The organism is Aurantimicrobium minutum (genome assembly GCF_029894165.1).
Lineage (GTDB): Bacteria > Actinomycetota > Actinomycetes > Actinomycetales > Microbacteriaceae > Aurantimicrobium > Aurantimicrobium minutum_A.
In genome coordinates this window covers 184428-209773 of record NZ_JARXXU010000001.1, presented here as the reverse complement: position 1 = coordinate 209773, position 25346 = coordinate 184428, and the positions used below count along the sequence as shown (strand labels likewise).

Genomic DNA, 25346 nt, shown 5'->3' with positions numbered 1-25346 from the left:
GAACTCAGGACACACAACGAGTCCATACTCCAAGAAAAAATCCTGAAAGGATTTCACGTGAACATCACGCGTTTCGGCCGCCCCATGGCAGCCATTGCTATCGCAGCTACTGCTGCAATTGCACTCAGCTCTTGTGCAGCAAACGAAGAGGCAGCTCCTGAAGCTACCGTCTCCACCCTCGCCGGCTCTCTTGTCGGTGCAGGCGCATCCAGCCAGGGTTCCGCTCAGGAAGCTTGGATCGCCGCATTCCAGACTGCTAACCCAGATGTCACCATCACCTACGACCCCTCCGGTTCGGGTGCTGGTCGCGAAACCTTCATCGCTGGTGGATCTAACTTCGCCGGTTCTGACTCGTACCTCAAGGACGAAGAGCTCGCTCTTCCTTTCGCAGCATGTGCAGCAGACACCACTCCATTCGAGGTTCCTGCCTACATCTCCCCCATCGCTGTGATCTACAACGTGGAGGGTGTCACTGACCTCAACCTTGACGCATCGACCATCGCGAAGATCTTCTCGGGTGCAATCACCACCTGGAACGACCCCGCAATCGTTGCACTCAACCCCAAGGCCAAGCTTCCTGCAACTGCCATCACCGCAGTTCACCGCTCGGACGACTCGGGTACCACCAAGAACTTCTCCGACTACCTCTTCCAGACCGCTAAGGCTGACTGGGCAATCGAGAAGCCTGCTGACCCATTCCCCTTCCAGACCGGTGAAGGCGCACAGGGCACCTCTGGTGTTGTTGACGCAGTCAAGAACGGTACCGGAACCATCGGTTACGCAGACGCTTCGAAGGCTGGAAAGCTTTCCGTTGCAAACATCAAGGTTGGCGACAAGTTCGTTGGCTACACCCCTGAAGCTGCTGCTGCAGTAGTTGCAGACGGTTCCGCTGTAGATGGCCGCGACGCGACCGACATGGCCATCAAGATTGACCGCACCACCACCGACGCAACTCACTACCCCATCGTTCTCGTTTCCTACCTCATTGGTTGCAACGTGTACGCAGAGGCTGGAGTAGCTGACCTGGTCAAGCCTTACTTCGAATACATCCTCAGCGAGCAGGGTCAGGCTGACGCAGCTGCCGCTGCTGGCTCGGCACCACTCGATGCAGCAACTGCCAAGAAGGCATCTGCAATCGTTTCTGCCATCAAGTAACACCTTGTGATGCCCGGCTCGGGGAATCCTCACGATTCTCTGGGCCGGGCATTACACAATTCCGCCCATTTGCAGTAAGAAGGACTCGTGACTATCGAAGTTCAGGAATCGACACAGGCTAAAGCCCCTGGTCGCCTCGGAGACAAAGTCTTCTCGCGCTCGAGCCTCATAGCAGGATCATTAATCCTCGCCGTCCTCGCAGCAGTCGCCATCTTCCTTCTGGCTCAAAGCCTCCCCGCATTCCTCGCAGATCCAGCTGACGTCAATGACGGTCAGGGTTTCTGGGTCTATGTCATCCCGCTCGTCTTTGGAACAGTGTGGGCAGCTGCTCTCGCTCTCGCGATTGCACTTCCTTTCGCCATCGGAATCGCCCTGTTCATCTCCCACTTCGCACCCCGCAAACTTGCACAGGGTCTGGGCTATGTCATTGACCTTTTGGCAGCCGTTCCTTCGGTGGTCTTTGGCCTCTGGGGTATCACCGTCCTAGCTCCCGCGGTTCAGCCCTTCTACACCTGGCTTGTAGACAACCTGGGATGGTTCCCACTCTTCGCCGGCCCCGTTTCTGGAACGGGCCGAAGCATCCTGACCGTCGCTGTCGTCCTTGCGGTCATGATTCTGCCGATCATCACCGCGTTGACTCGCGAGATCTTCTTGCAGACACCTCGTCTGCACGAGGAAGCTGCCCTGGCACTGGGTGCCACTCGCTGGGAAATGATCAAGGTAGCTGTTCTGCCTTTCGCTCGTCCAGGAATTATTTCCGCAACGATGCTCGGTCTAGGTCGCGCACTGGGAGAAACCATGGCCGTGGCCATGGTGCTCTCACCCTCGGTCATTATTTCCTTCGCGCTCCTGCAGTCGCAGAACCCCACCACGATCGCGGCCAACATCGCACTGAACTTCCCCGAAGCACATGATCTTGGTGTGAACGTGCTGATCGCCACTGGTTTGATTCTGTTCATCATCACCCTGCTGGTGAACTCACTTGCTCGTATGGTTATCAACCGCCGCAAGGCTTTCTCGGGAGCTAACTAATGTCCGCCCTCGTTGTCCCCGCGCCAACTAGCGCCCGCCAGCTGTCAAAGCCCACCCTGTGGCTCACTGCAGGAGTCAGCGCGTTCGTCGCGTTCGGCGTCTTTGGTGTCCTCATGGCTGCGGGGATTTCTGAAGGCTTCAACATTGTTGCCGCTGTCTTCGCCAGCGCAATATTGTTTGTTCTTCTCTCGTACGTGATGTCACGTATCGTCGAGGGTCGCCGTAAGGCTGCTGACCGTCTGGCCACTGGCTTGGTCACTACAGCATTCATCGTTGCGTTGTTGCCTTTGATTTCTTTGATCTGGACAGCACTCGTCAACGGTCTTCCCCGTTTTGATGCACTGTTCTTCAGCTCTTCCATGCGTAACGTCGTCGGCGAAGGTGGTGGTGGTCTTCACGCCATCATCGGAACCTTGGAAATTACTCTGGCTGCCACCATCATTTCGGTACCTATCGGCATCATGACCGCGATTTATCTCGTGGAATATGGCAAGGGCCGCTTGGCCAAAGCCATTACATTCTTCGTCGACGTCATGACGGGTATTCCCTCGATCGTCGCCGGTTTGTTTGCCTTCGCCTTGTTTGCCATCTTCTTTGGCCCCGGTATCCGATTTGGTATCGGTGGTGCGGTTGCGCTCTCGATCCTCATGATTCCAGTTGTCGTGCGTTCCACAGAGGAAATGCTCAAGCTGGTTCCGAACGAACTGCGCGAGGCGTCCTACGCCCTCGGTGTTCCTAAGTGGCTCACTATCGTGAAGATCGTCATACCAACCGCTATTGGTGGAATCATCACCGGTGTCATGCTCTCCATCTCCCGCATCATCGGAGAGACCGCTCCACTGCTCATCATCGTGGGTATGAGCACGAGTATGAACTACAACCTCTTCTCCGACCGTATGGCGACTCTGCCGGTGTTTGTCTACACCCAGTACGCCAGCCAGGGCTCTGATGCACAGGCCTACATCGACCGCGCCTGGACAGGTGCGCTGGTGTTGATTCTGATCGTGATGGCTCTCAACCTCATTGCCCGCCTCGTCTCTAAGCTTTTGGCCCCTAAGGGCCTCCGTTAAGCCCCCACCACAGAAGGAAAACTCGTGTCTAAGCGCATCGAAGTCAAAGACCTCAACGTTTACTACGGCAAGTTCAAGGCCGTCGAAGACGTTTCGCTCACCATCGAGCCCCGCACCGTGACGGCCTTCATCGGCCCCTCCGGTTGCGGCAAGTCGACCTTCCTTCGCACGCTCAACCGCATGCACGAAGTTATTCCGGGCGCATCGGTTCAGGGTGAAGTCCTCATCGATGGCAAGAACCTCTATGACGCAGACGTCGACCCCGTCATGGTCCGCCGCCAGGTCGGAATGGTTTTCCAGCGGCCTAACCCGTTCCCCACCATGTCCATCAAGGACAACGTTCTTGCTGGTGTGAAGCTCAACAACGGCAAGATTTCAAAGTCTGACGCTGATCACTTGGTTGAGAAGTCCCTCAAGGGCGCTAACCTCTGGAAAGAGGTGCGTGACCGCCTGGATCTTCCCGGTTCTGGTCTCTCTGGTGGTCAGCAGCAGCGTCTGTGTATTGCTCGAGCCATCGCGGTTTCCCCTGAGGTCATCCTGATGGATGAGCCCTGCTCGGCTCTGGACCCTATCTCCACCCTCGCTATTGAGGACCTCATCGAGGAGCTCAAGGCTAAGTACACGATCGTCATCGTGACCCACAACATGCAGCAGGCTTCACGCGTCTCTGACAAGACCGCCTTCTTCAACATTGCAGGAACCGGTGAACCTGGAAAGCTCATCGAGTTCGATGACACCACCACGATCTTCGAGAACCCTCACGTTCAGGCAACTGAGGACTACATCTCGGGTCGTTTCGGATAACTGGCACCTCTGTAATCAGTGGTATCAAAGTGGTATCATTGTCGTATGGCAATGACACTTCGATTGACTGACGAGCAAGAAGCTCATCTCACTGCTCTTTCCGAACGAGAGGGAGTGAGTAAACAGCAGGCTGTTGTGATGGCTATAGACGAGGCATACTCCCGTCGCACCCACAAAGCTGAGGTAAGTGAAGCGTTTGCCTTTGCCCTTACTCGCTATGCAAAAGTCATAGACCGTCTCGGTCAATGACCCAAGTTAAGTACCTCAGCACAGAAGATCTTCTCGAGCTAGCTCAGTTACTTGGCGTCCTCGAGGTGAGAGATGTTGGCCTCCTCGATTCTGCAGCACTGCGGCCTCAGTCTGTTGTCTTTGGGGCTGAGTCCTACCCGATGCTTGCGGATAAAGGTGCAGCACTTTTGGAATCAATCGTGGGGAACCATCCACTAGTTGATGGAAACAAAAGACTCGGTTGGGCAGCACTTGTTTCTTTTTACGCTCTCAACGGGATTTATCTCGAACTCGAAGACGACGTGGCATACGAATTTGTCATCGGTGTTGCATCGGGTGAACTCCGCTACCTCGAGATTGCCACCCGATTAGCCAGTTGGGCACAATCTTCTCGGTAACGGAGTCAAATATTCTGGCTAGTGTACAAGCTCCGTCAGAACGGAATCGATAATTGCGAGACCTTCACGTGCCTCGTCCTCGGTGACCACACACGGTGGTACGACGTGGAGGCGATTGTCGGCCATGAAGGGCAAGAGCTTGTGCGCCATCAGGGCAGCCTTGAGCTTGCCCATCCAGGCCGCATCCACAGGTTCTTTCGTGTCACGGTTCGTGACGAACTCCACGGCCCAGAACACGCCAGAGCCGCGAACATCACCGATCACTGCGTGCTTGTCCTTGAGTGCACGGAGGCCAGGGCCCAGGACCTTTTCGCCGATGTGCTTGGAGTTCTCGACGACCTTTTCGTCTTCCATTGCTTCGATGGTGGCGACGATACTCGCACACGCAAGCGGGTGGCCAGAGTAGGTCAAACCCCCGGGGAAGACACGTTCATCAAAGGCGTGGGCAATCTCACTGGAGATGATCACGCCTCCCACAGGGATGTAGCCAGAGTTGACGCCCTTGGCAAAAGTTATGAGGTCAGGAACCACATCGAAGGCGTTGAAGGCGAACCACTCACCGGTGCGACCAAAGCCTGCCATGACCTCATCCAGGATGAGCACGATGCCGTATTTGTCCGCCAGAGCGCGCACGCCCTGGAGATATCCGGGTGGGGGAGTCAAGATGCCGGCGGTGCCCGGAACGGATTCAATCAAGAAGGCGGCAATGCTTGCAGGGCCTTCTGCTTGAATCGTGCGCTCGAGGAAATGCAGAGCACGTTCACTCTCCTGCTCAGGAGTCGTTGCCCAGTATTCCGATCGGTAGAGGTAGGGGCCAAATACGTGTTTGTGTCCTCGGGCATATTCGTTCGGGATACGACGCCAGTCCCCAGTGGAAACAATCGCCGCCCCGGTGTTGCCGTGATACGAACGATAGAAGGAGATGACTTTGTCGCGGCCGGTATATAACCGTGCCATTCGGATCGCGTTCTCATTCGCGTCCGCCCCACCATTGGTGAAGAAAATTTTCTCGAAGCCTTTCGGTGCGTGAGCGAGAATCTTTTGCGCCGCCATCGCGCGAACATTGTTCGCGTGTGCGGGCGCGACGGTGGTCAGAATGTCTGCCTGTGCCTTGATGGCCTCAATCACCTTGGGGTGCTGGTGGCCAATATTGACGTTGACCAGCATGGAGGAGAAGTCGAGGAAAGTGTTGCCTTCGTAGTCCCACACATGGGCACCTTGACCGCCAGCAATGACGAAGGGCGCTAGGGTTCCCTGGGCAGACCAGGAGTGGAAGACATTGCCGGTGTCTGCTTCCCGGACGGTCGCGTTGTCGGCAGGGTGCATCAGGGGAGAGTCGCTCATGGTCCTTATTTTCCCAACAGTTCTTTAATTGCTTGTTCAAAGACGTCGTGGTGTTTTTCCACATCCGCCACCGTCGTGGTCGGGCACATCAGCGCCATGTTGTGGAACGGAGTGAGCAAGATGCCTCGGTTGGCGAGGTAAAGATGCAGAAAGTCCTCGAGTTCACCATCGGCCGCAGCGTTCGCCTCAGTGCCATTCACGGGATAGGGCTTCGCGAAGCGATACTCCGCACGGGCTCCCAGCTGGTTGATCGACCACGGCAGGTCATACCTGTCGAACAGCTCCTGCACACCGTCGTTGAACACGGTGGCGGTGGCGATCATGTGGTCGAATGCTTCTTCGGTGAGCACGTTCTCCAGCGTTGCACGCATAGCGGCAACCGAGAGCGGGTTACCCGCCAGAGTTCCACCCACGCCACCCATGTCGACCAGGTCGAGGTCGGTGCGAGCTAGGGCTTTCTCCGCAAAATCAGCACTGAGGCCATAGGCGCCGGTCGGAATACCCCCGGCAATGGACTTACCAATAATGACGATGTCGGGCTCGAGGTTATCGCGCTGGGTCATTCCTCCCGGGCCTGCGGAGAAGGTGTGGGTCTCATCAATGATGAGCAGCGTTCCATATTTCCGCGTCAGGGCACGAACACCCTCGTGATAGCCGGGATCGGGAAGTACGATGCCGATGTTGGTCAGTGCAGGCTCAATGAGTACGGCTGCCACATCACCGTGAGCAAGTTCTCGCTCCAGCATCTCGAGATCATTGAACTCGGCTACCCGGCTGGTGACGGTCACGTCGACCGGTTCGCCGACGTTACCGGGACGGCTCATGCCGTGACCATCGGGCCCCACCACAATGAGGGACTCGTCCACTGAGCCGTGATAGCAGTAGGAGTGGAACAATATCTTGCTGCGACCGGTGAGGGCACGGACCAAACGAATCGCCCAGCGATTGGCATCGGTGGCGGTCAGCGAGAAGCTCCACTTATCCATACCAAAGCGACGGGAGAGTTCCGCTCCCACCCACTCGGCATCTTCGGTGGGGAGCATCGTGGTCAAGCCGCCCTGCTCGTTAATGCGCTTCTCAATCGCTGCCACCACATCGGGGTTGGAGTGGCCGGCCATGGAACCGGTGTCTCCAAGAGCGAAGTCAATGTATTCGTGCCCGTCAATGTCCCACACGCGGTTACCTTTGGCGCGATCGAGATAGATGGGGAATCCGCCGGCTTTCTTGTTCATCCAGGTCATGGGAACGCGCCCAAACAGATGGGTTGCGTTGTCATAGGCCGCCTGAGACTTTGGCCGGGCGGCAGTAAACGTTGCGCGTTCGCGCTCGAACAGTTCAGCGAGTCGGTTTCTATCGATCATCACAATTCCTTTGTGGATACGAAATAAGTAGTGTTTCAACACTTTTACTATCGAAATAGGTAGTTCGCAGCCAAATATGCTGAGGATTCCCTCATCTGTGATGCTATTAGGTCAGTTCACTCCCACACAACACATAGTTCGTCCGTCACAATGGAAATATGAATTCGTCGGTGCAGTGGTCCCCCGATGTTCTGGGCGAGGGGTTCTTGCAGGCCACCCTCGAGCTGAAGCCCGATTCGGAAGGACCGGTCGTTGCGACGCTGGTCAAGGCCGCCGCACCTCCCGTACCCTCCTTCTTTTCACGTCTGATGAAGAAGCAGAGCCTTGTCGCCACGAACACAGATGTTCTCTATGTGCACGGCTGGTCGGACTACTTCTTCCAAAAGAATCTGGCTGCCTATTGGCGGTCACAGGGCGCACAGTTCTATGCGCTCGATCTGCGCAAATATGGTCGAAGTCTGCGGCCAGGTCAGTCTGAAGGTTTCATTGACAACCTCGCGGACTACGACGAAGACATCGAAGCTGCCCTGGAATCCATCGGGCATGGCACTCGTGCCTCGGGACACGACCATGCTGTTCAAGCTGGACGCAAGCTTGTGCTGATGGGGCACTCCACCGGCGGTCTCATCTTCAGCCTCTGGGCTGATCGCAACCCCGGCCGCTTCACAGTTCTTGTGCTCAACAGCCCCTGGCTGGAGTATCAACTCACGGCGGCAGCGCGGGCACTTGTGGCACCTGTACTGCGGGCAGGAACCAAGATCAACCCCAAGACGACCATGCCCAGTATTGATTTTGGTTTCTATTCCCGAGCAGTGGATAAGCACAAGAGCGGCGAGTGGGAATTTAACTACGATTGGCGCCCCGAGCATGGCTTCCCTGTTCGACCCGCATGGCTGAACGCGATTCTGACTGGACACGCACACGTTGCAGCAGGGCTAGATATCCAGGCGCCCGTCTTCACCTGGCTCTCCACCCGCAGCTTGTTAGTTCCTCGCTGGAGTGAGGACATGATGCGCGCTGACGTCGCCATTGACGTGAAGATTGTGGCTGCCCGTGTGCATAACCTGGGCAAGCTCGTCACCCTTTCTCGCATCGAAAACGCGATGCACGATGTTGTGTTGTCAGCCCGGCCAATTCGGCTGAAGGCTTTCTCTGAGCTCACGAGGTGGCTGAGGGCATACCTTTAAGCCATGGACGCTTTCGCAGACCCCACCCTCCTCGTCACGACAACAACCGGTGTTGTCCGTGGTGCACACGACGGGAACACTCACCGTTGGCTCGGCATCCCCTATGCAACCCCGCCCGTGGGGCCGCTGCGGTTGAAAGCGCCCCTTCCTGCCCAGCCCTGGGAAGGTGTGCGGGACGCCCTCGAGTTCGGCAGTGCTGCGCCACAAGAACCCACCAAAGTGATTCCACTACCCGTGGGTGTTGAGATCAACGAAGACTGCTTGAACCTCAACATCTGGGCACCGCCCCGAGCGCACGGCGACACCCGTCCGCGTCCGGTGATGTTCTGGATTCACGGCGGCGCCTACTTCATCGGTTTCTCTGCACAAGCGGTCTATAACGGACGCGCGCTCGCCGAGTCGGGTGATGTCATTGTTGTCACCATCAACTATCGTTTGGGCGCCCTCGGGTGGTTGGATTTCACCTCGTTCAGTGACCCCGCTGACCCCTTCGATTCCAACCTGGGCATGCGCGATATCGTGCTCGCCCTCACGTGGGTGAAGGACAACATCGCAGCCTTTGGTGGCAACCCTGACGACGTGACGGTGTTTGGCGAATCTGCCGGTGCCGGTTGTGTCACCACGCTCATGACAATGCCCGTGGCGGAGGGACTGTTCCACAAGGCCATTGCAGAGAGCTCTCCCGCAACCAGTGTTTATAAGCCCGAGCGTGCCGCTGGAGTCGCTCAGGCCTATCTCGATCTCATTGGTGTCGAAGCCAAGGATGCCGCACAGCGCTTGCGTGAAATTGATGCGGTCACGTTGGCCACACAGACCACGAACTTACTCAATCACGTGGCCACAACCGCCCCCGGTACCGTTGCGTTCGCGCCCGTGGTCGATGGGGATCTTATTCCTGGGTATCCCGTGGCCGCATTCCGTGCGGGTAAACAACACAAGGTTCCCCTCATCATCGGAACCAATCATGATGAGGCTGCGCTGTTCAAGATGATGAAGTCACCCCTCATGCCGATCAGCGAGTCCGCTATCGATGAGATGTTCGAACTTGTGGCCAAAGACAACCCGGCACTCAAGGGGTCCGAAGCCGACATCATTGCGGCCTATCCCGAATTCCCGAAACAAAAGGGTGCCATGGAAATCTCGCGCGATGCAGGTTTCCGGATGCCCTCGATTTGGGTGGCGGAGGCTCACTCACGGGTTGCCCCCACATGGATGTATCGGTTTGACCAAGCCCCACCACTCATGAAGCTGCTGGGCATCGGCGCGAGCCATGCCACCGAACTTCCTTACGTCTTTGGCACACTTCCTGACAAGCTCTCGGAAAAGAAAGCTCTGCAGTTCCGTCTCGGCGGCCTGAAAGAGGCCAAAGAAATTTCACGCCGCATCATGGCGCGTTGGCTCAGTTTTGCCAGAACCACCAACCCGGTCACAACTGACACGGACACGGGGCTGGAGCTCAGCTGGCCAGGCTATGACGAGCACACTCGCACCACGCTGATTATCAACGGCACCGACACGATTGAGAACGACCCCGACGGTGAGATTCGCAAAGCCTGGGGCGAAGAGATTCTCGGCTTCAAATAGCCATAACGACAATGCCCACCTGAAACAGGTGGGCATTGTGTATATGTTCTGGAGTTATCGGAAGTTCACAAACTGGAGCGCAACCGGAAGGTCTGCACCCTTGAGCAGCGCCATCGTGGCCTGGAGATCGTCACGGCTCTTAGACGAGACGCGAACTTCATCTCCCTGGATCTGCGACTTGACCGACTTGGGGCCTTCGTCGCGAATCAGCTTGGTTACCTTCTTGGCATTCTCTTGGTCGATGCCTTCCTTCATCTTGGCTTCGATGCGGAATTCTTTACCCGAGGGGAAGGGGTCACCGGCGTCTAGGCTGCGCAGAGAAATACCGCGCTTGATGAGCTTTGCTTCGAACACTTCGAGGATTGCCTTCACACGTTCTTCGGAGTTGGCCTTCATGAGGACCTTCTCACCACTCCATTCAATGGAGGCGCCCACGTTCTTGAAGTCGTAACGCTGTTCAACCTCTTTGATTGCCTGGTTGAGGGCGTTATCGGTCTCCATTTTGTCGACCTTGCTTACTACGTCAAATGATGAATCAGCCATGCATCCATGTTATCCGCAGCTTGCCTTCGGCGAATTGTCAGGGGCCACCCGCAGAATGGAGGCAGATGGCTTCACGAAAAGTACGACGGAACCGCGCGCTGATTATTCTGCTCGTGGTGCTCGGCCTTGCCACCTGGGGCTTTGTCTCGTGTTCGAATGCAGCCCAGGACTCCGGCCTGGGCGGGGCATTCGCTCCTGCCCTTCCAGATCCGCCCCATGCGGCAGATCTGACGCTTGATCAATTAGCACACAGTCCTATCGCTGAACTCCCTGATCCTGCCTGGGTAAAAGACACAGCACAGAAAACCGGCATTCCCGAACGCGCACTCACCGCCTATGCCGGAGTGGCGATAGGGCTCTCCGTCGTGAAGCCCGACTGCCATTTGTCGTGGAACACTTTGGCAGGTATTGGCTGGGTGGAATCGCACCACGGGACTATTTTTGGCGGGAAGATTCTTCCCGATGGGAACATGAGTGAACCCATCTTTGGCATTCCTCTCGATGGCACCAACAACACGCAAGCACTACCCGATTTTGATGACGGAAACTTTGACGGCACCGCCGAGTTTGACCGGGCTGTGGGACCTATGCAGATTGTTCCTCCCACCTGGGCCGCGTGGCACAGCGACGGAAACAATGACGGCAATGAAGACGGTCAAAACATTGACGATTCTGTCCTTGCTGCGGGGCGGTATCTGTGCTTCTCGGGAGGAAATCTCTCCACCGTGCAGGGGTGGCAGGATGCCATCTTCTCCTATAACCAGGTGCCCCAATATATGCAGGACGTGGCAGATAAGGCCAACGAATACGCCCGTGCCGCTCCCGTAGCAACCAGCAACTAACACCGATTTTCAACTATCGCCTTGCCCCGGTATTGTTGAGGGGCACTGAGTCATGAGAAATTGTGATGACGGCGATGGCGTGTTACCCAAGCGGCCAAAGGGATCTGACTGTAAATCAGACTGCTCAGCATTCGGGGGTTCGAATCCCTCACACGCCACCATGTGAAGTTATTCACACTTCAGACACCTGATTACTGGAAACAGTAATGGGGTGTTTTTTGTTTTTCGCCCTCAAATAGACACTTTTTCCGACTCAAATATCGGGTACTTGTCGACGCTGTCGCTGGAGCGAACATTGACCCCAGTGAGCCACGGGGCCAACCCTATTCTGAGAATGTTTTTGACATCCCTAGAGTCAGGTAATTTATGCGTCTGTCACGCCCACACATGGCGCGGGTTTTTGCCCTCCTAGCTCTCTGCACCGGGATCGGCATAGGGAACAGCTTCGGAATTGTAGCTCCGGCTTCGGCGACGACGTGTGACAGTTCACCGTCAACCTTTGTTGATTTACAAAGTGCATTTGCCGCGGCAACGAACGCAGGGACAACTATCTGTTTGGGTGCGACCATCATTGGTCCTACAAATGACGTAGTGACCGGAGGTAACCTCACCATCCCCGCTGCCGCAAATGTCACTCTGGATCTTTCAGGATTTGATCTGAGCGTCACCGCAATCAAAACACCCACAACACTCGCTAACTGGGCATTGGCAGGAATTACTGTTCCCAGCGATTCGACATTTCAGATTGACGCAACAGGCGGAGGCTCACTCACTGTAACCGGAGCTACAAACGGAATAACCGGTGGTGCAGGTATTGGCGGGGATTCAAACTCTTATGCGCAAAGCAACCAGATCCCCACAACAGGAAACATCACCATTAATGGCGGCGTGATCAATGCGCAAGGGGGGAATTGGTCTGCTGCTATTGGTGGAGGTAGCCATCGAAAAGCCGGGAACATCACCATTAATGGGGGGACTGTCACTGCAACTGCTGGTTCTGGTGGGTCAGCTATCGGAGGCGGATGGTCTCGTAGTGGCGGGGTAGTCACGATAAACGGGGGCACGATTGTAGCTACTGCGGGCGGTAGTGGTACCGCAGCGATTGGCGGCGGTTGGTCCGGGCAGAAAGTAAAAAGCTTCATTATGACGGGAGGCTCTCTGACAACTCTGCCTAGCCCGGGAAGCTACGGAATGATTGTCGGGGGAAGCGGCGAGGGAACATTTGATATGTCGGGAGGAACGCTCGATGTCGTGGGGTCACCAGCGATATATTTCATCGGCGCGACCAATACCCTTTCAGGTGGAACCGTTACTGCAACTGCAATCTTGAGTAATTCCAATGCTTTGTGGATTGGGTATCCAGTCGCTAGCACCCTGAACGTCACCGGCGGATCCTTAACGGCGACTTCCTTCGGTACTACCTCAGCAGCCATTCGAAGCTGGAATTCGAGTAGCTCTGTTCTGGTTCCCTCTTCTGGGGGCACCGTATTGAACGCAGGCTCTGGATTTGGGAGCGGAGCAGGCGCTGCCTATCCCATCGGGGCGAGCCTCGTCGGAAGCTACGGCTCGTTCTCCATGGCGGGAACTGTAGACGCCACTGCTACATCGCCTGCACAGGTGATTATCCAATTCGGAGTTTCCTCACCTTCTTCTGGTTCGAGCCTCAGTTTGGCTCCCAGTTCAAGTTTGGGTTCCACGGGAGGCACGACAGTTTCCGGGAGTACGCACGCATCCACCCCGGAAGTACTTGCTGCCACGGGGAATAACGTGCCATTTGGTGTGATTGGTCTGCTCTTTGGGCTCGGAACATTATGTATCTTCGTTGCACGGCGAAGCTGACACGTACACTGTGTCCATGGCCGCTCCAGTTATAGAACGCCGGGGGGTGCTCATCGTCGATGACGATGCTTTACTTCGCGACATGATCGCGCAGGTTCTCGAAAAGGCAGGATTCAACACCGTCACAGCGGCCAACGCAATTGAAGCAATTGGCCTGACTCGAACGGCAAATCCTGATGCTGTGGTCATTGATATAGATCTGGGAATTGGTCCAGATGGACTGCAATTAGCTGAAGCCATTACCCGGGAATCCCCTGGCACAGCAATGGTGTTTCTAACCAATCTGCCGAGTGCACGGTTTAGCTCTCGACCATCTGCAACAGTGCTGGACAGTGTTGCCTATCTTCGGAAAAGTCGGCTAGCAACGAGTGATGAACTTGTTGTTGCTTTGAACGCGGTTTTGAGTGAGCGGGTCACCCCCGAACAACGTCACGATCAACACGCGGGTGACCCATTGGCGCACCTCACGACTGCTCAACTGGAAGTCCTGCGTCTGGTGAGTGAAGGTTTGAGTAATGACCAGATAGCCGAACTCCGTCACTCCAGCACGCGGTCTGTGGAGCGACTTTTTGCCAGGACACTCGAGGCACTTCATATTGACCCCCAACAAGGTGCCGCACGAGTGCACGCTGCCCGCACCTACATTTTGGCAACGCTACGGTGAATCGATTCCCTACGCTTCTTGTCATTGGGGGAAGGTATGCCGTTGCGTGGCCAACGCTACTTTTCTATGGAATTTCGCTCGGACTATTTAACATCAGCGTTGATATTCGCCGACTTGACGGGGACATGGTCACACTGCTGTGGCTCACCATTCTGGGCACAGTTGTGGGACTGGCGCCACTAGTCCTTGCCCAGAAAACGATACTTCCGGTCACTGCCCGTCGAGCACGGCCTGCGGTCACGGCACTGGTCTGGTTGGTTTCTGGCTCACTGCGCTCTCTTGTTGTCATTTGGGCAGGTGAGCCCTTTGACCTTGTGCCAAACGAAAAGATCCTGTTTCGCATGGGTGCCGCGATCTTGGTCACCGCACTGACCTTGATTATCGGAGAAGCAATCGTTTCTCGAATTTACGCTATTGCTGCACGTTCTTGGGAGCTCAGCAATCAGTTGGCCAGCCTTCGAAGTCAGCTTGAGCGGACATCGCTACTTGCTGAGCGTGATCGCGCTGAACTGATTACACGTACACAGGAAATGTTTAGAGTCGAGCTGAGGGAGCTGGAAAAACGACTCTCGGCCCAGGACGCGGTTACGGTCGCTGAGATACAACACTTCACCGATGATTTTGTCCGCCCTTTGAGTCATGAAATTGCAACACTCACCATTCACGTTGAACCTTCGTCACCCATCCAAGAGCCGCAGTCGTGGGGTGAACAGTTCCGACAACGTATTTCTGCAAGTAGTTTGATCCAACCTGTCTGGACTGTCGTGATCGTGGCCATCTTTCGTGCAGCTGGATTGCTCGTCACGGGGAGCTCATTCCTCCTGTTTTTGCCTACGCTTGTTGTGACGGCTTTACTCCTCGCTCTCATGAAGATCGCCGCTCGTCACGCTCACGTACAGATGTGGTTCGCGGGGTTCCTCGCAATTTTTGCTGCAGCTATGGCCGGTCTCATTGCAGCGTTTACTGAAGGCTTGTTGTTACGTGCACCGGAGCCTACTTACCCCTGGAGCTATTCGGTGGGGGTCTTGATCGTTGCGATGATGCTTACGGCACTCCGTGCAGCGGACCAGATATTTCATGGTTATGTTGCAGAGCGCGAGCAATTGAAAAAAACATTAGAAATGCAGAGTCACCGTGCGCGACAAGAAATGTGGCTTGCACGTAAACATATTGCAGCCAAAATTCATGGCCCCATACAAGCCGCATTACAAGCGGGCACCATGAGGTTCATGCAGATGTCTTCTGGTGAATTACGTGATGTCAGTCCGGTCTTGGACTACGTTCGACAAGCACTCTCTGAGCTCCAAGCTCCGATTAGTACGTCCATCGAGGAAGTGCGGGAGTCGCTCCATGGCCTTCATGTGCTGTGGTCTGCACAGTGCAGTATCGAGAGCGAGCTCCAACGAGGGGCATGCGTCATCCTCCGCAATGACCCAGCGAGTTGCCAGGCTGTCATTGAGGTGGTGACCGAGGGTGTGCTCAATGCAGTGAAGCATGGAAATGCCACCACCATCACTATCAACATTCGTGACTCGAAAGAAGACCTTCTCATTACTGTCTGGAATGACGGACTTTCCATTGCAGATCCAACACAACCTGGTTACGGCAGTCGGAGTTTCGATGAGTTGTGTGCTTCGTGGTCCTTGACAGCGGACACGGAGGGCACGACGCTCACCGCAACGATTGCGGGGTGTTCTCTCTCGACACCAGCATCGGCAGGGGAGGCCGGTGCGCTGCACATTCCCTCACGAGTGAAACAAAAATAGCTCGACATCAAGATACTTTCGTTCTGTCGGGTAGACTTTGAGGTGGAATTTGAGCTCCCTAACGACCTGAAGAATGGCACACCGTGAACGATTCGACCATTGTCTACACGCACACTGACGAGGCCCCCGCACTGGCCACAGCATCATTCCTTCCCATCGTGAAGGCATATGCCAATGCGGCGAATGTCGACATCGAAACTCGCGACATTTCCCTCTCGGGACGCATCCTGTCTTCTTTCCCCGAGCGTCTGGCAGAAGGCCAGCGTGTAGCTGACGCCCTCAAGGAACTCGGTGACCTGGCGAAGACCCCCGAAGCTAATATCATCAAGCTCCCCAACATCTCTGCGTCCATGCCCCAGCTCAATGCCGCCATCGCAGAACTTCAGGCTGCCGGGTATGACGTTCCGAACTACCCCGAAGAAGTCGTCACCGATGAGGATCGCGACGTGCGAGCACGCTATGACCGCGTCAAGGGAAGCGCCGTAAACCCTGTCCTCCGTGAAGGAAACAGCGACCGTCGTGCACCACTTTCGGTCAAGGCGTACGCGCGCAAGCACCCTCACGTGAACAAGCCTTTTGCTGCAGGATCCAAGACGCGTGTAGCCACCATGGGACACGATGACTTCTTCTCCAACGAGAAGTCGGTTGTCATTCCTGCAGCAGACACCCTGACAATCCGTCACATCGCAGCTGATGGTTCCGAGACGGTACTGAAAAGTGGCCTGAAGGTACTCGACGGTGAAATCGTCGATGCGACATTCTTGTCCGCTTCTGCGTTGGATGAGTTCTTGGCTGAGACGCTCAAGCAGGCTCAGGCGGAGAACGTGCTCTACTCGGTTCACCTCAAGGCAACCATGATGAAGGTCTCTGACCCCATCATCTTCGGCCACGTCGTCAAGGCATTCTTCGCAGCCGTCTTTGACAAGCACGGAGCAGCACTCGAAGCTGCAGGCCTCACCCCCAACAACGGTTTGGGTGCGATTCTTGCCGGCCTCACCGACATTGCCGGCGGCGACGCCATCGCTGCAGAATTCACCGCAGCAATTGAGAACGGTCCTCGCCTGAGTTACACCAACAGTGACAAGGGCATTACCAACCTGCATGTTCCTTCTGACGTGATCGTGGATGCCTCCATGCCTGCCTTGGTCCGTAACGGGGGTAAGTTGTGGGGCGTTGATGGCGGCGAAGACGACACCATCGCGGTGATCCCTGACTCGTCCTATGCCGGTATTTACCAGGCGACCATCGAGGACGTTATTGCCCACGGCCCCCTCGACCCTGCCACCATCGGCACCGTTCCTAACGTTGGTCTGATGGCTCAGGCAGCAGAGGAATACGGCAGCCACGACAAGACCTTCGAGATCGCATCAGCAGGTCGTGTGGAGGTTGTCAACGCAGCTGGAGACGTCCTGCTTTCACACAACGTGGAAGCTGGCGATATCTGGCGCGCAACCCAGACCAAGGACATCCCTGTTCGTGACTGGGTCAAGCTGGCGGTAACCCGAGCTCGTGCAAGCAATACTCCTGCCATCTTCTGGCTCGACGAGAAGCGTGCCCACGACGCCCAGGTCATTGCCAAGGTGAAGACCTACCTCGCCGACCACGACACCACCGGCCTCACGATCGAGATCATGGAGCCTGCAGCGGCAACGAAGTACTCGCTGGGTCGCATTCGGAAGGGTGAAGACACCATCTCGGTGACCGGTAACGTACTGCGTGACTACCTCACGGACTTGTTCCCCATCCTCGAGGTGGGCACGAGTGCCAAGATGCTCTCCATCGTTCCATTGCTGGCTGGTGGTGGTTTGTTCGAGACCGGTGCGGGTGGTTCTGCCCCCAAGCACGTGCAGCAGTTGGTGGAAGAGAACTTCCTGCGCTGGGATTCCCTCGGTGAATTCTTTGCCCTGGCAGCATCGCTCGAGCACCTGGCTCAGACCACCGGCAATGCTCAGGCACAGGTCCTGGCCGACACCCTCGACCGCGCGACCGGAACCTTCCTCGAAGAGGACCGTTCTCCCGGACGTAAGGTCGGCACCATTGACAACCGCGGTAGCCACTTCTACCTCGCCCTCTACTGGGCCCAGGAATTGGCACAGCAAACTGCAGATGCAGCCCTGGCTGCGAAGTTTGCTCCTGTTGCCAAGGCACTCGCATCTCAGGAAGAGCAGATCGTGGCTGAACTGATCGCTGTGCAGGGCAAGCCTGCTGATATCGGTGGCTACTACAAGCCCGATGCCGCAAAGATCGAGAAGGTCATGCGACCTTCTGCCACCTTGAATGCGGTTATTGACTCTGTGAACTAAGTCAGTTTCTTTCTGCGAATGCCCGGGCACGCTGTGCCCGGGCATTCGTGTTCTCTGTCCTCTACGCTGGAGCCGTGGACTTCACGCACTCCCTTCGCTTTGAGGAAACTTCCGCGCTGACCAAGCTGAAAATGCTGCTGGCAGCCATTTTGGTTGTGGTTTCTGCGCCACTCTTCTTTGTGTTCTTCTCGCCGTGGGGATACGCCACCGTTGTTGCTGGCCTGCTGTTGGGCCTGTCGGTCTCCGCCCGCTTTGCTCGGGACCTCTTCCTTATTGCCCTCCCGCTTGTGGGCATTGCTCAGATTTCGGTGGAAGCAAATCTTGAGTGGGGGAACGTGGCACTGCTCGGCGCTGTGCTCAGCGCGGCAGTGGCTGTTCCCTATGCCCTTAGCCGCTGGGTCTGGAAAGACCATGCCATCCAATTCCCCGGTCGAGCTGGTGAACCCTGGAGCAAACTGGAGTGGTCGTGGCTTGCGCTTGTTTTGGTTCTCGGCTGGCTGATTCTGCCGGTCTATTTCATTGGCTCTGGAAGCTATCTGAACTGGCCAGCAGTTGAAACGCCCTCCGAGATCATGCGCCTGTTTTTTGGGGTGGGATTCGTCGGAATCTGGGATGAACTTTTCTTCATCTGCACGGTCTTTGCGCTGCTTCGTCGCCACTTCCCCTTCTGGATTGCGAATGTCCTGCAGGTATTCGTCTTCGTCTCATTCTTATGGGAATTGGGATATCGGTCATGGGGACCGCTGCTCACCATTCCCTTTGCGTTGATCCAGGCGTGGATCTTCGAGAAGAGCAGATCGGTGTATTACGTGATTACCGTGCACCTGCTTTTTGATGTGGTGGTGTTCCTCGTGCTCATCTACGCACACCACCCAGAATGGGTGCCAATCTTCTTGTATCCCGCGCCCTAACCGAAGCGTCTGGGGGTCAGTTCGGGCCGAGCGTTAGTGTGCGTCGACTGGTGTTATCTCGTGGGGCTTGTTCAGGCCACCACGCCAGAACAGCAGGCGCTCGATACCGAGAATGAGCAAACAGGCAGCGGCCGCAATGATGGTGGCATAGAGGCGGTCGTGTGACACGGTGGCGATATCAGCGGGAGAGCCTGAGATAAGAACCACGCCAGGGGTGAGGAACATGACGTATTCCCAGTACTTGCGTGAGGGCGTGATGCGCATGAGCAGAGCAATCTCCAGAAACACGAACGCTGCTGCATAAAACAGGTAGTCAGGCAGGTCTGAAGCGCCGATCCCAATCGCGATGAGGAAACCAATGATGGTTCCTCCCGCACGCTGAAGTGCTCGGCTTGTGGTTTGACCGGCGTAGGGGTGAATCATGATGACCACAATGGCGAGGGTGAGCCAGACTCCGACTTGTTCGTGGCGATACACAGAAGCAAAGTAGCCCGCTGCGCCGAGAAGTAGACCAAGGTTCACGGCAAACATGACATTCACTTTGAGGGGGAATTCCAGAACCTCTTTTTGGGCTGGCTGCTTCACGATAATCATGGTCAGCAACGCGGCAACGACAATACAGCCCATGGCAACCACCGCGGTCAACAGAGCGTTGGGCAGGGAACCTGAGACAAGCTTGGGTGGTTCCGCGATAACTGCAGCGGCAAACACGGGGAACATAAAGTTCCAGAGGGACAGCCCCCACTTGTTCACCGCTCCCAGTGCCACGCCACAGACCAGCATCAGGATTGCAGAAGCCCAGGCATTCTCGCTGACCAGGGAGGCGATGAATGTGCTCACTCCGCTGGCGATAGTGAACAGAATCAGACCACGACCTCGCAGGCCCATCACGGAGAACAGGCCACCCATGGCTGCCAGGATGGCCAGCGATGCGGCAGTCTGCCACCCCACGAGGATGACAACCGCGGTGGGAATAATCATGATGAGGATGGACGAAAAGAACATCACGTTCGCTTTGAGTGCGGGTTTAGCCATGTAGCCAAGTAAAGCAGACTGCAGGTTTAACTTTGGAGGTGATTGTCTTATGCCCCGTTTAGGCGCGATGGGACTGCGTCTGAGCAGTAACTGAATGTTTGCTCTCAATAGGACCTTGTGTTCAACTGCTCCTGATAGCTTGAGAAACATCTGACCCCAAGGAGTTCGTTCATGTCTGCAGGTTGCTGTTCAGCACACCCCGTCACCCAAGACCACCTCGGCGCTGCTCTCAGCTCTGCAGGAACTACCGTCACCGCCGCTAGCCACGCAGCAGGACTTACCGTGGGGCAGACTGCAGAGATCCTCGTCGTGGGCACGATCGCTACCGGAAATCCTGCAGCTCCTCTTGCGGAAGCAATGGCTATTTCTGGTGGTGCCATTATCGGCATCGGTGCGCTCAAGGATGTTGAGGGACTTGTTGATTCCTCCACGACGACCGTGAAGCCCGAGGGAGTTGTTGTTCCCGGTCTCATTGAGCCCCACATGCACATCTGGACGTCACTGCTCAATCTGACCTGGACAGATGTGTCCCACGAAGTCTGTGCGACTTTCGATGACGTTGTGGCCACGCTCAAAACCACCGCCGCTCAGACTACTGCGGGGGAATATGTGCTGGGCAAGCTTTTTGACCCCAGCCTGTTCCCCGGAGAGCCTGATCTGACCCTCGACATCCTTGACCGGATTTCCCCCAACAGCCCCGTTATCGTGATGAATGCCTCGATGCACTACCTCTACGCAAACTCTGCTGCATTTGCGGCCGCGGGCATTACATACGACACTCCAGATCCAGTTGGTGGCACCTTCGGTCGTGCTGACGGCAAACTCACAGGTGTTATCGGTGAGGCTCCCGCCATGATGATGATGTTGGCCAAGTTCCCCAAGCCCTCTGCCCAGCAGCTTGCAGCTGGTATCACTGAAATTTTGAATGAGTGCGCCAAGCAGGGTGTTACCTCTTTGCGCGAAGGCGCCACCGGCACCCTTGCAGGCGTCAGCGAATTGGCTATGCTGCACCAGCTCAATGGCGCGAAGCGCCTCCCGGTGCGTGTGTCCACTGCACAGTTCGCCATCATGGCAGGCAAGACCCCAGAGCAGGTTGCACAAACCTGGAAGGACGCGGGAGTCACCCCGTTCAGCGGTGACGAGATGGTTCGTTCAGATGCCTGGAAAGTCGTCGCCGACGGATCTAACCAGGGCCGTTCGGGCTACTTCATGCAGCCATACCTCGGTGAAAACAACGGTGGTCATGGTAACTGGACGCCTGAGACCTTGCGCGGCGCTATTCGTGCAGGTCTCAACGATGGCTGGCAAATCAATGTACACACCAATGGTGATGCTGCTGTTGAAATGGCGCTCGAAGCGATGGAAGAGATCCTTCCTGGTAGAGCGAACTCAGATTTGCGTCACTCCTTCATCCACTACTCCATCACGACCGACGACCAGTTGGCGCGCACGGCCAAACTTGGCATCTCAGCAACCTTCTTGATGAACCACGTGCTCTACTGGGGCGCAGCGTTCCGTGACACCATCCTTGGAGCAGACCGCGCAGATCGACTTGACCGCGTGGCCTCGGCGATCGCAGCAGGTATCAACACCAGCGTGCACTCCGATTACAACGTGTCGAAAGTTCACCCATTGTTGAGTGCTCAAACCGCCGTGTTGCGTCGCCTGCAGGCTGATGGTTCAGTCCTCAACCCTGCTGAATGCGCAACTCCTGCGCAAGCTCTTGCCGCGATCACCACGAATGCCGCCTGGCAAATCCACGCCGATGACCGTGGCTCACTCGAGGTGGGAAAGCGTGCTGACTATGCCGTCGTGGACAGCAACCCGTGGACCTCAGACCCAGCAAGCTGGGACAAGATTGTGGTTAACGAGACCTATATCGACGGAACGCTCGCCTACAGCGCTTAATTCGCTCCGCGTTGAATGCGCCCCGTGATGGTCGTGCCCGGCGCAAGGGTGTTATAGATCGTGCCGAATTTCAGCAGGTTTTTGTGGAGTAGCTCTAGTTTGGAGTCTGACTCTGTGGTGTCCACTGTCAGGACGTAGTCGATCTCGGTCACCCGGGCTTCCAGCGCAGGGCGTCGTGCAGTGAGCGAGATGGCTGCGCTGCTATAGGCAAAGGGCATTGCGGGGCTATGGCGTTCGATGCCTTTGAGCATGCAGGCGGACAGTGATGCCAGCAATAGCTCGACGGGGTTCGCAGCGTCCACTCTGCCGTCCACGCTGGTATCGAGAACAATGTCGGCTTCTTTGGTGTGGGCGAGAGAACCGTGCTCATCTACCCGTCGGGCGGAGAGCGTGAAGGTTTTGATGTCCTCAGTGTCAGGCATCGGACTAGGCCTGTGCCGCGAGAAGGAGGTCCTTGATCTCTGACGGGGAGGGAACGCGACCAGAAGAAACGACAGTGCCATCGATCACGAGACCCGGGGTGCTCATGATGTTGTAGCTGGCAATCTGAGCGTAGTCTTCGACTTTTTCGATGGATGCATCGAGACCCAGTTCGGCTACCGCGGCGCGGGTTGCTTTATCGAGGGTGACGCAGTTGCGGCAACCGGGGCCGAGAACTTTGATATCGAGAGTAGCCATGAGTATTCCTTGCTCTTGTTAGGGGATGATGGCGTTGAAAAGGTATCCAACGAGAATGATGCCGGTGGCGGTCACGCCCACGAAGATGCCCAGCAGCTGTGGTTTGAGCACGCGCTTGAGCAGGATGAGCTCTGGCAGCGACAGCGCTACAACCGACATCATGAAGGCCAGCAGTGTTCCAATGGGAAGACCAGCCCCGTAGAGGGATTCAACGAGGGGAAGAATTCCAGCTGCGTTGGAATAGAGCGGAACACCGAGGAGAACCACCAGGGGCACGGCAAACAGGTTGTCTTTCCCCGCAACCGAGGTGAAGAAAGATTCAGGAACCCAGCCATGAATAATCGCACCAAGACCGATTCCCACAACAAGGTAGGGCCAGGTTTTGCGGATGATGGTAGACACCTCACCGCTGGCGATTCCCACACGTTGTTTAATCGTGAGTCCACGGGAGGGATCGATGGCTTCGCCATGGAGCTTGGTCTCGAAAACAAACTTCTCAACCCAGCGCTCAGGTTTGAACTTCCCAATGACCCACCCGGCCACGATAGCGATGGCGAGACCGGAGACGACATAGAGCAGAGTGATTTGCCAACCGAACAAGGTGAGTAGAAGCCCGATCGCAATTTCATTAACCAACGGACTGGCAATGAGAAAGCTCATCGTGACCCCGACGGGCACGCCGGCAGCAACAAAACCGATAAAGGCCGGCACGGCACTGCAGGAGCAGAACGGCGTGATGACACCGAGGCCTGCGGCAAGGACGTTGCCCACGCCCGAGCGCTTGCCCCCGAGCAGCGCACGCGTGCGCTCCACGCTCATATAGGAACGCAAGAATGTGATCACAAAAATGATGCCCGCTAACAGCAGCATGATCTTGAGGAAGTCGTAGACAAAGAAGTGCACAGTTTCGACGACGCGATTGGCGCTGTCGAGTTTGAGCACTCCATACATCACCCAGTCCCAGAGCCATTCGTTGACCCAGTAGGCCAGACCCCACAGTGCCAGAGCACCTGCACCGACGAGGGCAAGCTTTCCTTTAGAGCTGGGAAGGGTGTCGACCAGGGACATGTCAGCTCGCTAACAGAGGAGCGAGCTGTTGCCAGCGTTCCTGGTTCACGGAGTACCACGCCCAGGTGCCGCGCTTCTCGCGGATGATGACCCCAGCTTCGGTGAGAACTTTGAGGTGGTGGCTAATGGTGGGTTGGCTCAGCCCCAGTGGCTCCGTCAGATTACACACGCAGGCTTCTGCATTGTTGCTGGCTTGAATGAAGCTCACCAGCTGGAGACGAGTGGGGTCTGCAATGGCTTTGAGGAGGGTGGCGAGTTGCTCAGCTTGAGGGCGTGTCAGGGCGGCACTTAGATCGAGGGGGGTGCAGCTCGTTGCCTCTGAGGCTACCGGTGCGGTCAATGTCATGTGCCAGGCCTTCCTGAAGAAACACTTGCTATATAGATAACAATCTATATTATATAACTATATAGATAAACATCAATATAGTGATGTGGATCTCCGGAATGAGAAAAAGGACACTCATGACTGACGCACAAACCCAGGAAAAGGCAGCTTGTTGCGCAACTGATGTTGCAGAACAGAGCTGCTGCGACTCATCAGCACAGACCGCTGCGTGCTGCTCCACCGACGCCAAGGATTCGGCCTGCTGCACTCCTTCCTCAGAGAAGGCAGCGTGCTGCTAACACGAGTTGGGTAGAGGGAGGCTCCGTGAGGGGCCTCCCTTTTTCTGTCTGCGCACTACCCTTGAAACATGGCTACCCCCGCTGAACTCCTGGACATTGCCCGCACGATTGCCACCGAAGCGGGAGAGCTCATTGCGCGCCGCCGCCGGGAAGGCGTTGTCGTGGCAGACACCAAGTCGAGTTCTATTGATGTGGTGACCTTCGCCGATCGGGAATGTGAAGAGTTCGTCAAAAACCGTCTGGCCGAACTGCGTCCCGACGACGGGTTCTATGGCGAGGAGGGAAACGAATTCCCTGGGACCTCAGGACTGACATGGGTCGTGGATCCCATCGATGGCACCGTCAACTATCTCTATGGCATTCCCCAATTCGCCGTGAGCATTGCTGTTGTGCAGGGCGAGGCAAACCCTGCCACGTGGACGCAGCTGGCAGGCGTGGTATTCAACCCGCTGGTTGATGAGCTGTACTTTGCCTCGCAGGGTGACGGCGCGTGGTTACTGCACGCAGGCAAACTCACCGAGCTGGCCGTCAATAAAGAAAGCGTGATCGAACTTTCACTTTTTGCTACCGGCTTTGGATACAGCTCACAGGTCAGGGCAGAACAAGCGCACCTGCTCACCAACGTACTGCCGGTTGTGCGCGACATTCGCCGAGCGGGTGCTGCTTCTCTCGATCTGTGTGCCGTGGCCGCAGGCCGCCTGGATGGCTACTTTGAACGCGGCACCAAGCCCTGGGACCACGCTGCGGGAAGCCTCGTCGCGCGTGAAGCAGGGGCGTTAGTGGGTGGCCTGGACGGACAAGCCGAAGGTGAAGCGATGATTATCGCGACGAATCCGCATCTGTATCCGCAGATTGAAAAGCTTCTGACGGTCTCAGGGGTAATCACCTCTTCATAGCCTCTTGGGTGGTCTTTCTCAGGCAAGCTTGGTAACCTTAACCCTTCCGTTATCTTTCGAGCTGGTAGGCACAAGTCCTCCGCCGATGAACACGTGAGGATTTTCT

Annotated in this window: 24 protein-coding genes and 1 tRNA gene; 17 read left to right on the top strand and 8 right to left on the bottom strand. The window is 56.3% G+C overall.

The window, feature by feature from the left end:
* Nucleotides 1-57: 57 nt before the first annotated feature.
* The 6 genes from pstS to M2119_RS01030 all read left to right on the top strand — a co-directional run bounded on the left by pstS (nt 58) and on the right by M2119_RS01030 (nt 4687).
* On the top strand, nt 58-1155 hold the full coding sequence (pstS, locus tag M2119_RS01055) for a phosphate ABC transporter substrate-binding protein PstS (protein WP_432418491.1): 1098 nt from the start codon (nt 58-60) through the stop codon (nt 1153-1155).
* An 87-nt stretch (nt 1156-1242) separates the two neighbouring features.
* Nucleotides 1243-2187 (top strand): phosphate ABC transporter permease subunit PstC, encoded by a 945-nt coding sequence (gene pstC, locus M2119_RS01050; protein ID WP_280803123.1) that lies wholly within the window; start codon nt 1243-1245, stop codon nt 2185-2187.
* Complete coding sequence (pstA, locus tag M2119_RS01045; RefSeq protein ID WP_432418490.1) at nt 2187-3257, top strand: phosphate ABC transporter permease PstA; 1071 nt, start codon at nt 2187-2189, stop codon at nt 3255-3257. Before pstC ends, pstA begins: the two co-directional genes overlap by 1 nt.
* 24 nt (nt 3258-3281) lie before the next feature.
* On the top strand, nt 3282-4061 hold the full coding sequence (gene pstB, locus M2119_RS01040; protein ID WP_280803122.1) for a phosphate ABC transporter ATP-binding protein PstB: 780 nt from the start codon (nt 3282-3284) through the stop codon (nt 4059-4061).
* A gap of 45 nt (nt 4062-4106) precedes the next feature.
* Nucleotides 4107-4310 carry a CopG family transcriptional regulator gene (locus tag M2119_RS01035; RefSeq protein ID WP_280803121.1) on the top strand — a complete coding sequence of 68 codons (204 nt, stop codon included), beginning with the start codon at nt 4107-4109 and terminating at the stop codon, nt 4308-4310.
* Nucleotides 4307-4687 carry a type II toxin-antitoxin system death-on-curing family toxin gene (locus tag M2119_RS01030; RefSeq protein WP_280803120.1) on the top strand — a complete coding sequence of 127 codons (381 nt, stop codon included), beginning with the start codon at nt 4307-4309 and terminating at the stop codon, nt 4685-4687. The genes M2119_RS01035 and M2119_RS01030 overlap by 4 nt, the downstream gene beginning before the upstream one ends.
* An 18-nt stretch (nt 4688-4705) precedes the next feature.
* On the opposite strand, the gene M2119_RS01025 is transcribed toward M2119_RS01030, so the two are convergent.
* On the bottom strand, nt 4706-6031 hold the full coding sequence (locus M2119_RS01025) for an aspartate aminotransferase family protein (RefSeq protein WP_432418489.1): 1326 nt from the start codon (nt 6029-6031) through the stop codon (nt 4706-4708).
* A 5-nt stretch (nt 6032-6036) separates the two neighbouring features.
* On the bottom strand, nt 6037-7392 hold the full coding sequence (locus M2119_RS01020; protein WP_280803119.1) for a transaminase: 1356 nt from the start codon (nt 7390-7392) through the stop codon (nt 6037-6039).
* Between the two features lie 158 nt (nt 7393-7550).
* Between M2119_RS01020 and M2119_RS01015 the strand changes: the two genes are divergently transcribed.
* Both M2119_RS01015 and M2119_RS01010 read left to right on the top strand, forming a co-directional pair.
* Entirely contained in the window at nt 7551-8579 is a 1029-nt protein-coding gene (locus tag M2119_RS01015) for an alpha/beta hydrolase (protein WP_280803118.1), read from the top strand.
* A 3-nt stretch (nt 8580-8582) separates the two neighbouring features.
* Nucleotides 8583-10163: a carboxylesterase/lipase family protein gene (locus M2119_RS01010; RefSeq protein WP_280803117.1), complete on the top strand. Its 1581-nt coding sequence runs from the start codon at nt 8583-8585 to the stop codon at nt 10161-10163.
* 54 nt (nt 10164-10217) lie between these two features.
* Here M2119_RS01010 and M2119_RS01005 read toward each other — a convergent pair whose 3' ends face one another.
* Nucleotides 10218-10706 (bottom strand): YajQ family cyclic di-GMP-binding protein, encoded by a 489-nt coding sequence (locus tag M2119_RS01005; protein ID WP_280795356.1) that lies wholly within the window; start codon nt 10704-10706, stop codon nt 10218-10220.
* Between the two features lie 65 nt (nt 10707-10771).
* Here M2119_RS01005 and M2119_RS01000 point away from each other — a divergent pair, with 65 nt between their 5' ends.
* The 7 genes from M2119_RS01000 (at nt 10772) to M2119_RS00970 (ending at nt 19031) form a co-directional block, all read left to right on the top strand.
* Nucleotides 10772-11548, top strand: coding sequence for a hypothetical protein (locus M2119_RS01000; RefSeq protein ID WP_280803116.1), 777 nt, complete (start codon nt 10772-10774; stop codon nt 11546-11548).
* A gap of 76 nt (nt 11549-11624) precedes the next feature.
* Nucleotides 11625-11709 (top strand) — tRNA-Tyr (locus M2119_RS00995).
* 205 nt (nt 11710-11914) lie between these two features.
* Complete coding sequence (locus M2119_RS00990; RefSeq protein ID WP_280803115.1) at nt 11915-13387, top strand: hypothetical protein; 1473 nt, start codon at nt 11915-11917, stop codon at nt 13385-13387.
* Between the two features lie 16 nt (nt 13388-13403).
* Complete coding sequence (locus tag M2119_RS00985; RefSeq protein ID WP_280803114.1) at nt 13404-14051, top strand: response regulator transcription factor; 648 nt, start codon at nt 13404-13406, stop codon at nt 14049-14051.
* Nucleotides 14048-15817: a sensor histidine kinase gene (locus M2119_RS00980; RefSeq protein WP_280803113.1), complete on the top strand. Its 1770-nt coding sequence runs from the start codon at nt 14048-14050 to the stop codon at nt 15815-15817. Before M2119_RS00985 ends, M2119_RS00980 begins: the two co-directional genes overlap by 4 nt.
* Before the next feature lie 83 nt (nt 15818-15900).
* Nucleotides 15901-18120 (top strand): NADP-dependent isocitrate dehydrogenase, encoded by a 2220-nt coding sequence (locus tag M2119_RS00975; protein ID WP_280803112.1) that lies wholly within the window; start codon nt 15901-15903, stop codon nt 18118-18120.
* Between the two features lie 74 nt (nt 18121-18194).
* Nucleotides 18195-19031, top strand: a complete 837-nt coding sequence (locus M2119_RS00970) for a CPBP family intramembrane metalloprotease (RefSeq protein ID WP_280803111.1) — start codon at nt 18195-18197, stop codon at nt 19029-19031.
* Between the two features lie 33 nt (nt 19032-19064).
* Here M2119_RS00970 and M2119_RS00965 read toward each other — a convergent pair whose 3' ends face one another.
* Nucleotides 19065-20066, bottom strand: a complete 1002-nt coding sequence (locus M2119_RS00965; protein ID WP_280803109.1) for an FUSC family protein — start codon at nt 20064-20066, stop codon at nt 19065-19067.
* 171 nt (nt 20067-20237) lie between these two features.
* Here M2119_RS00965 and M2119_RS00960 point away from each other — a divergent pair, with 171 nt between their 5' ends.
* The gene (locus M2119_RS00960) at nt 20238-21974 is read left to right on the top strand and encodes an amidohydrolase (RefSeq protein WP_280803108.1); all 1737 of its coding nucleotides are present in this window, start codon (nt 20238-20240) and stop codon (nt 21972-21974) included.
* On the opposite strand, the gene M2119_RS00955 is transcribed toward M2119_RS00960, so the two are convergent.
* Genes M2119_RS00955 through M2119_RS00940 form a run of 4 tightly spaced genes read right to left on the bottom strand, consistent with a single transcriptional unit; the run spans nt 21971 to nt 24066 of the window.
* On the bottom strand, nt 21971-22396 hold the full coding sequence (locus M2119_RS00955) for an OsmC family protein (RefSeq protein WP_280803107.1): 426 nt from the start codon (nt 22394-22396) through the stop codon (nt 21971-21973). The two genes, M2119_RS00960 and M2119_RS00955, sit on opposite strands and share 4 nt — an antisense overlap.
* Nucleotides 22397-22400: 4 nt before the next feature.
* On the bottom strand, nt 22401-22652 hold the full coding sequence (locus M2119_RS00950) for a thioredoxin family protein (protein ID WP_280803106.1): 252 nt from the start codon (nt 22650-22652) through the stop codon (nt 22401-22403).
* Between the two features lie 18 nt (nt 22653-22670).
* A complete protein-coding gene (locus M2119_RS00945; RefSeq protein WP_280803105.1) occupies nt 22671-23720 on the bottom strand; it encodes a permease in 1050 nt (349 codons plus the stop codon).
* A 1-nt stretch (nt 23721) separates the two neighbouring features.
* Entirely contained in the window at nt 23722-24066 is a 345-nt protein-coding gene (locus M2119_RS00940) for an ArsR/SmtB family transcription factor (RefSeq protein WP_280803104.1), read from the bottom strand.
* Nucleotides 24067-24412: 346 nt separating this feature from the next.
* Here M2119_RS00940 and M2119_RS00935 point away from each other — a divergent pair, with 346 nt between their 5' ends.
* On the top strand, nt 24413-25240 hold the full coding sequence (locus tag M2119_RS00935; protein WP_280803103.1) for an inositol monophosphatase family protein: 828 nt from the start codon (nt 24413-24415) through the stop codon (nt 25238-25240).
* The last annotated feature ends 106 nt before the right edge of the window (nt 25241-25346 follow it).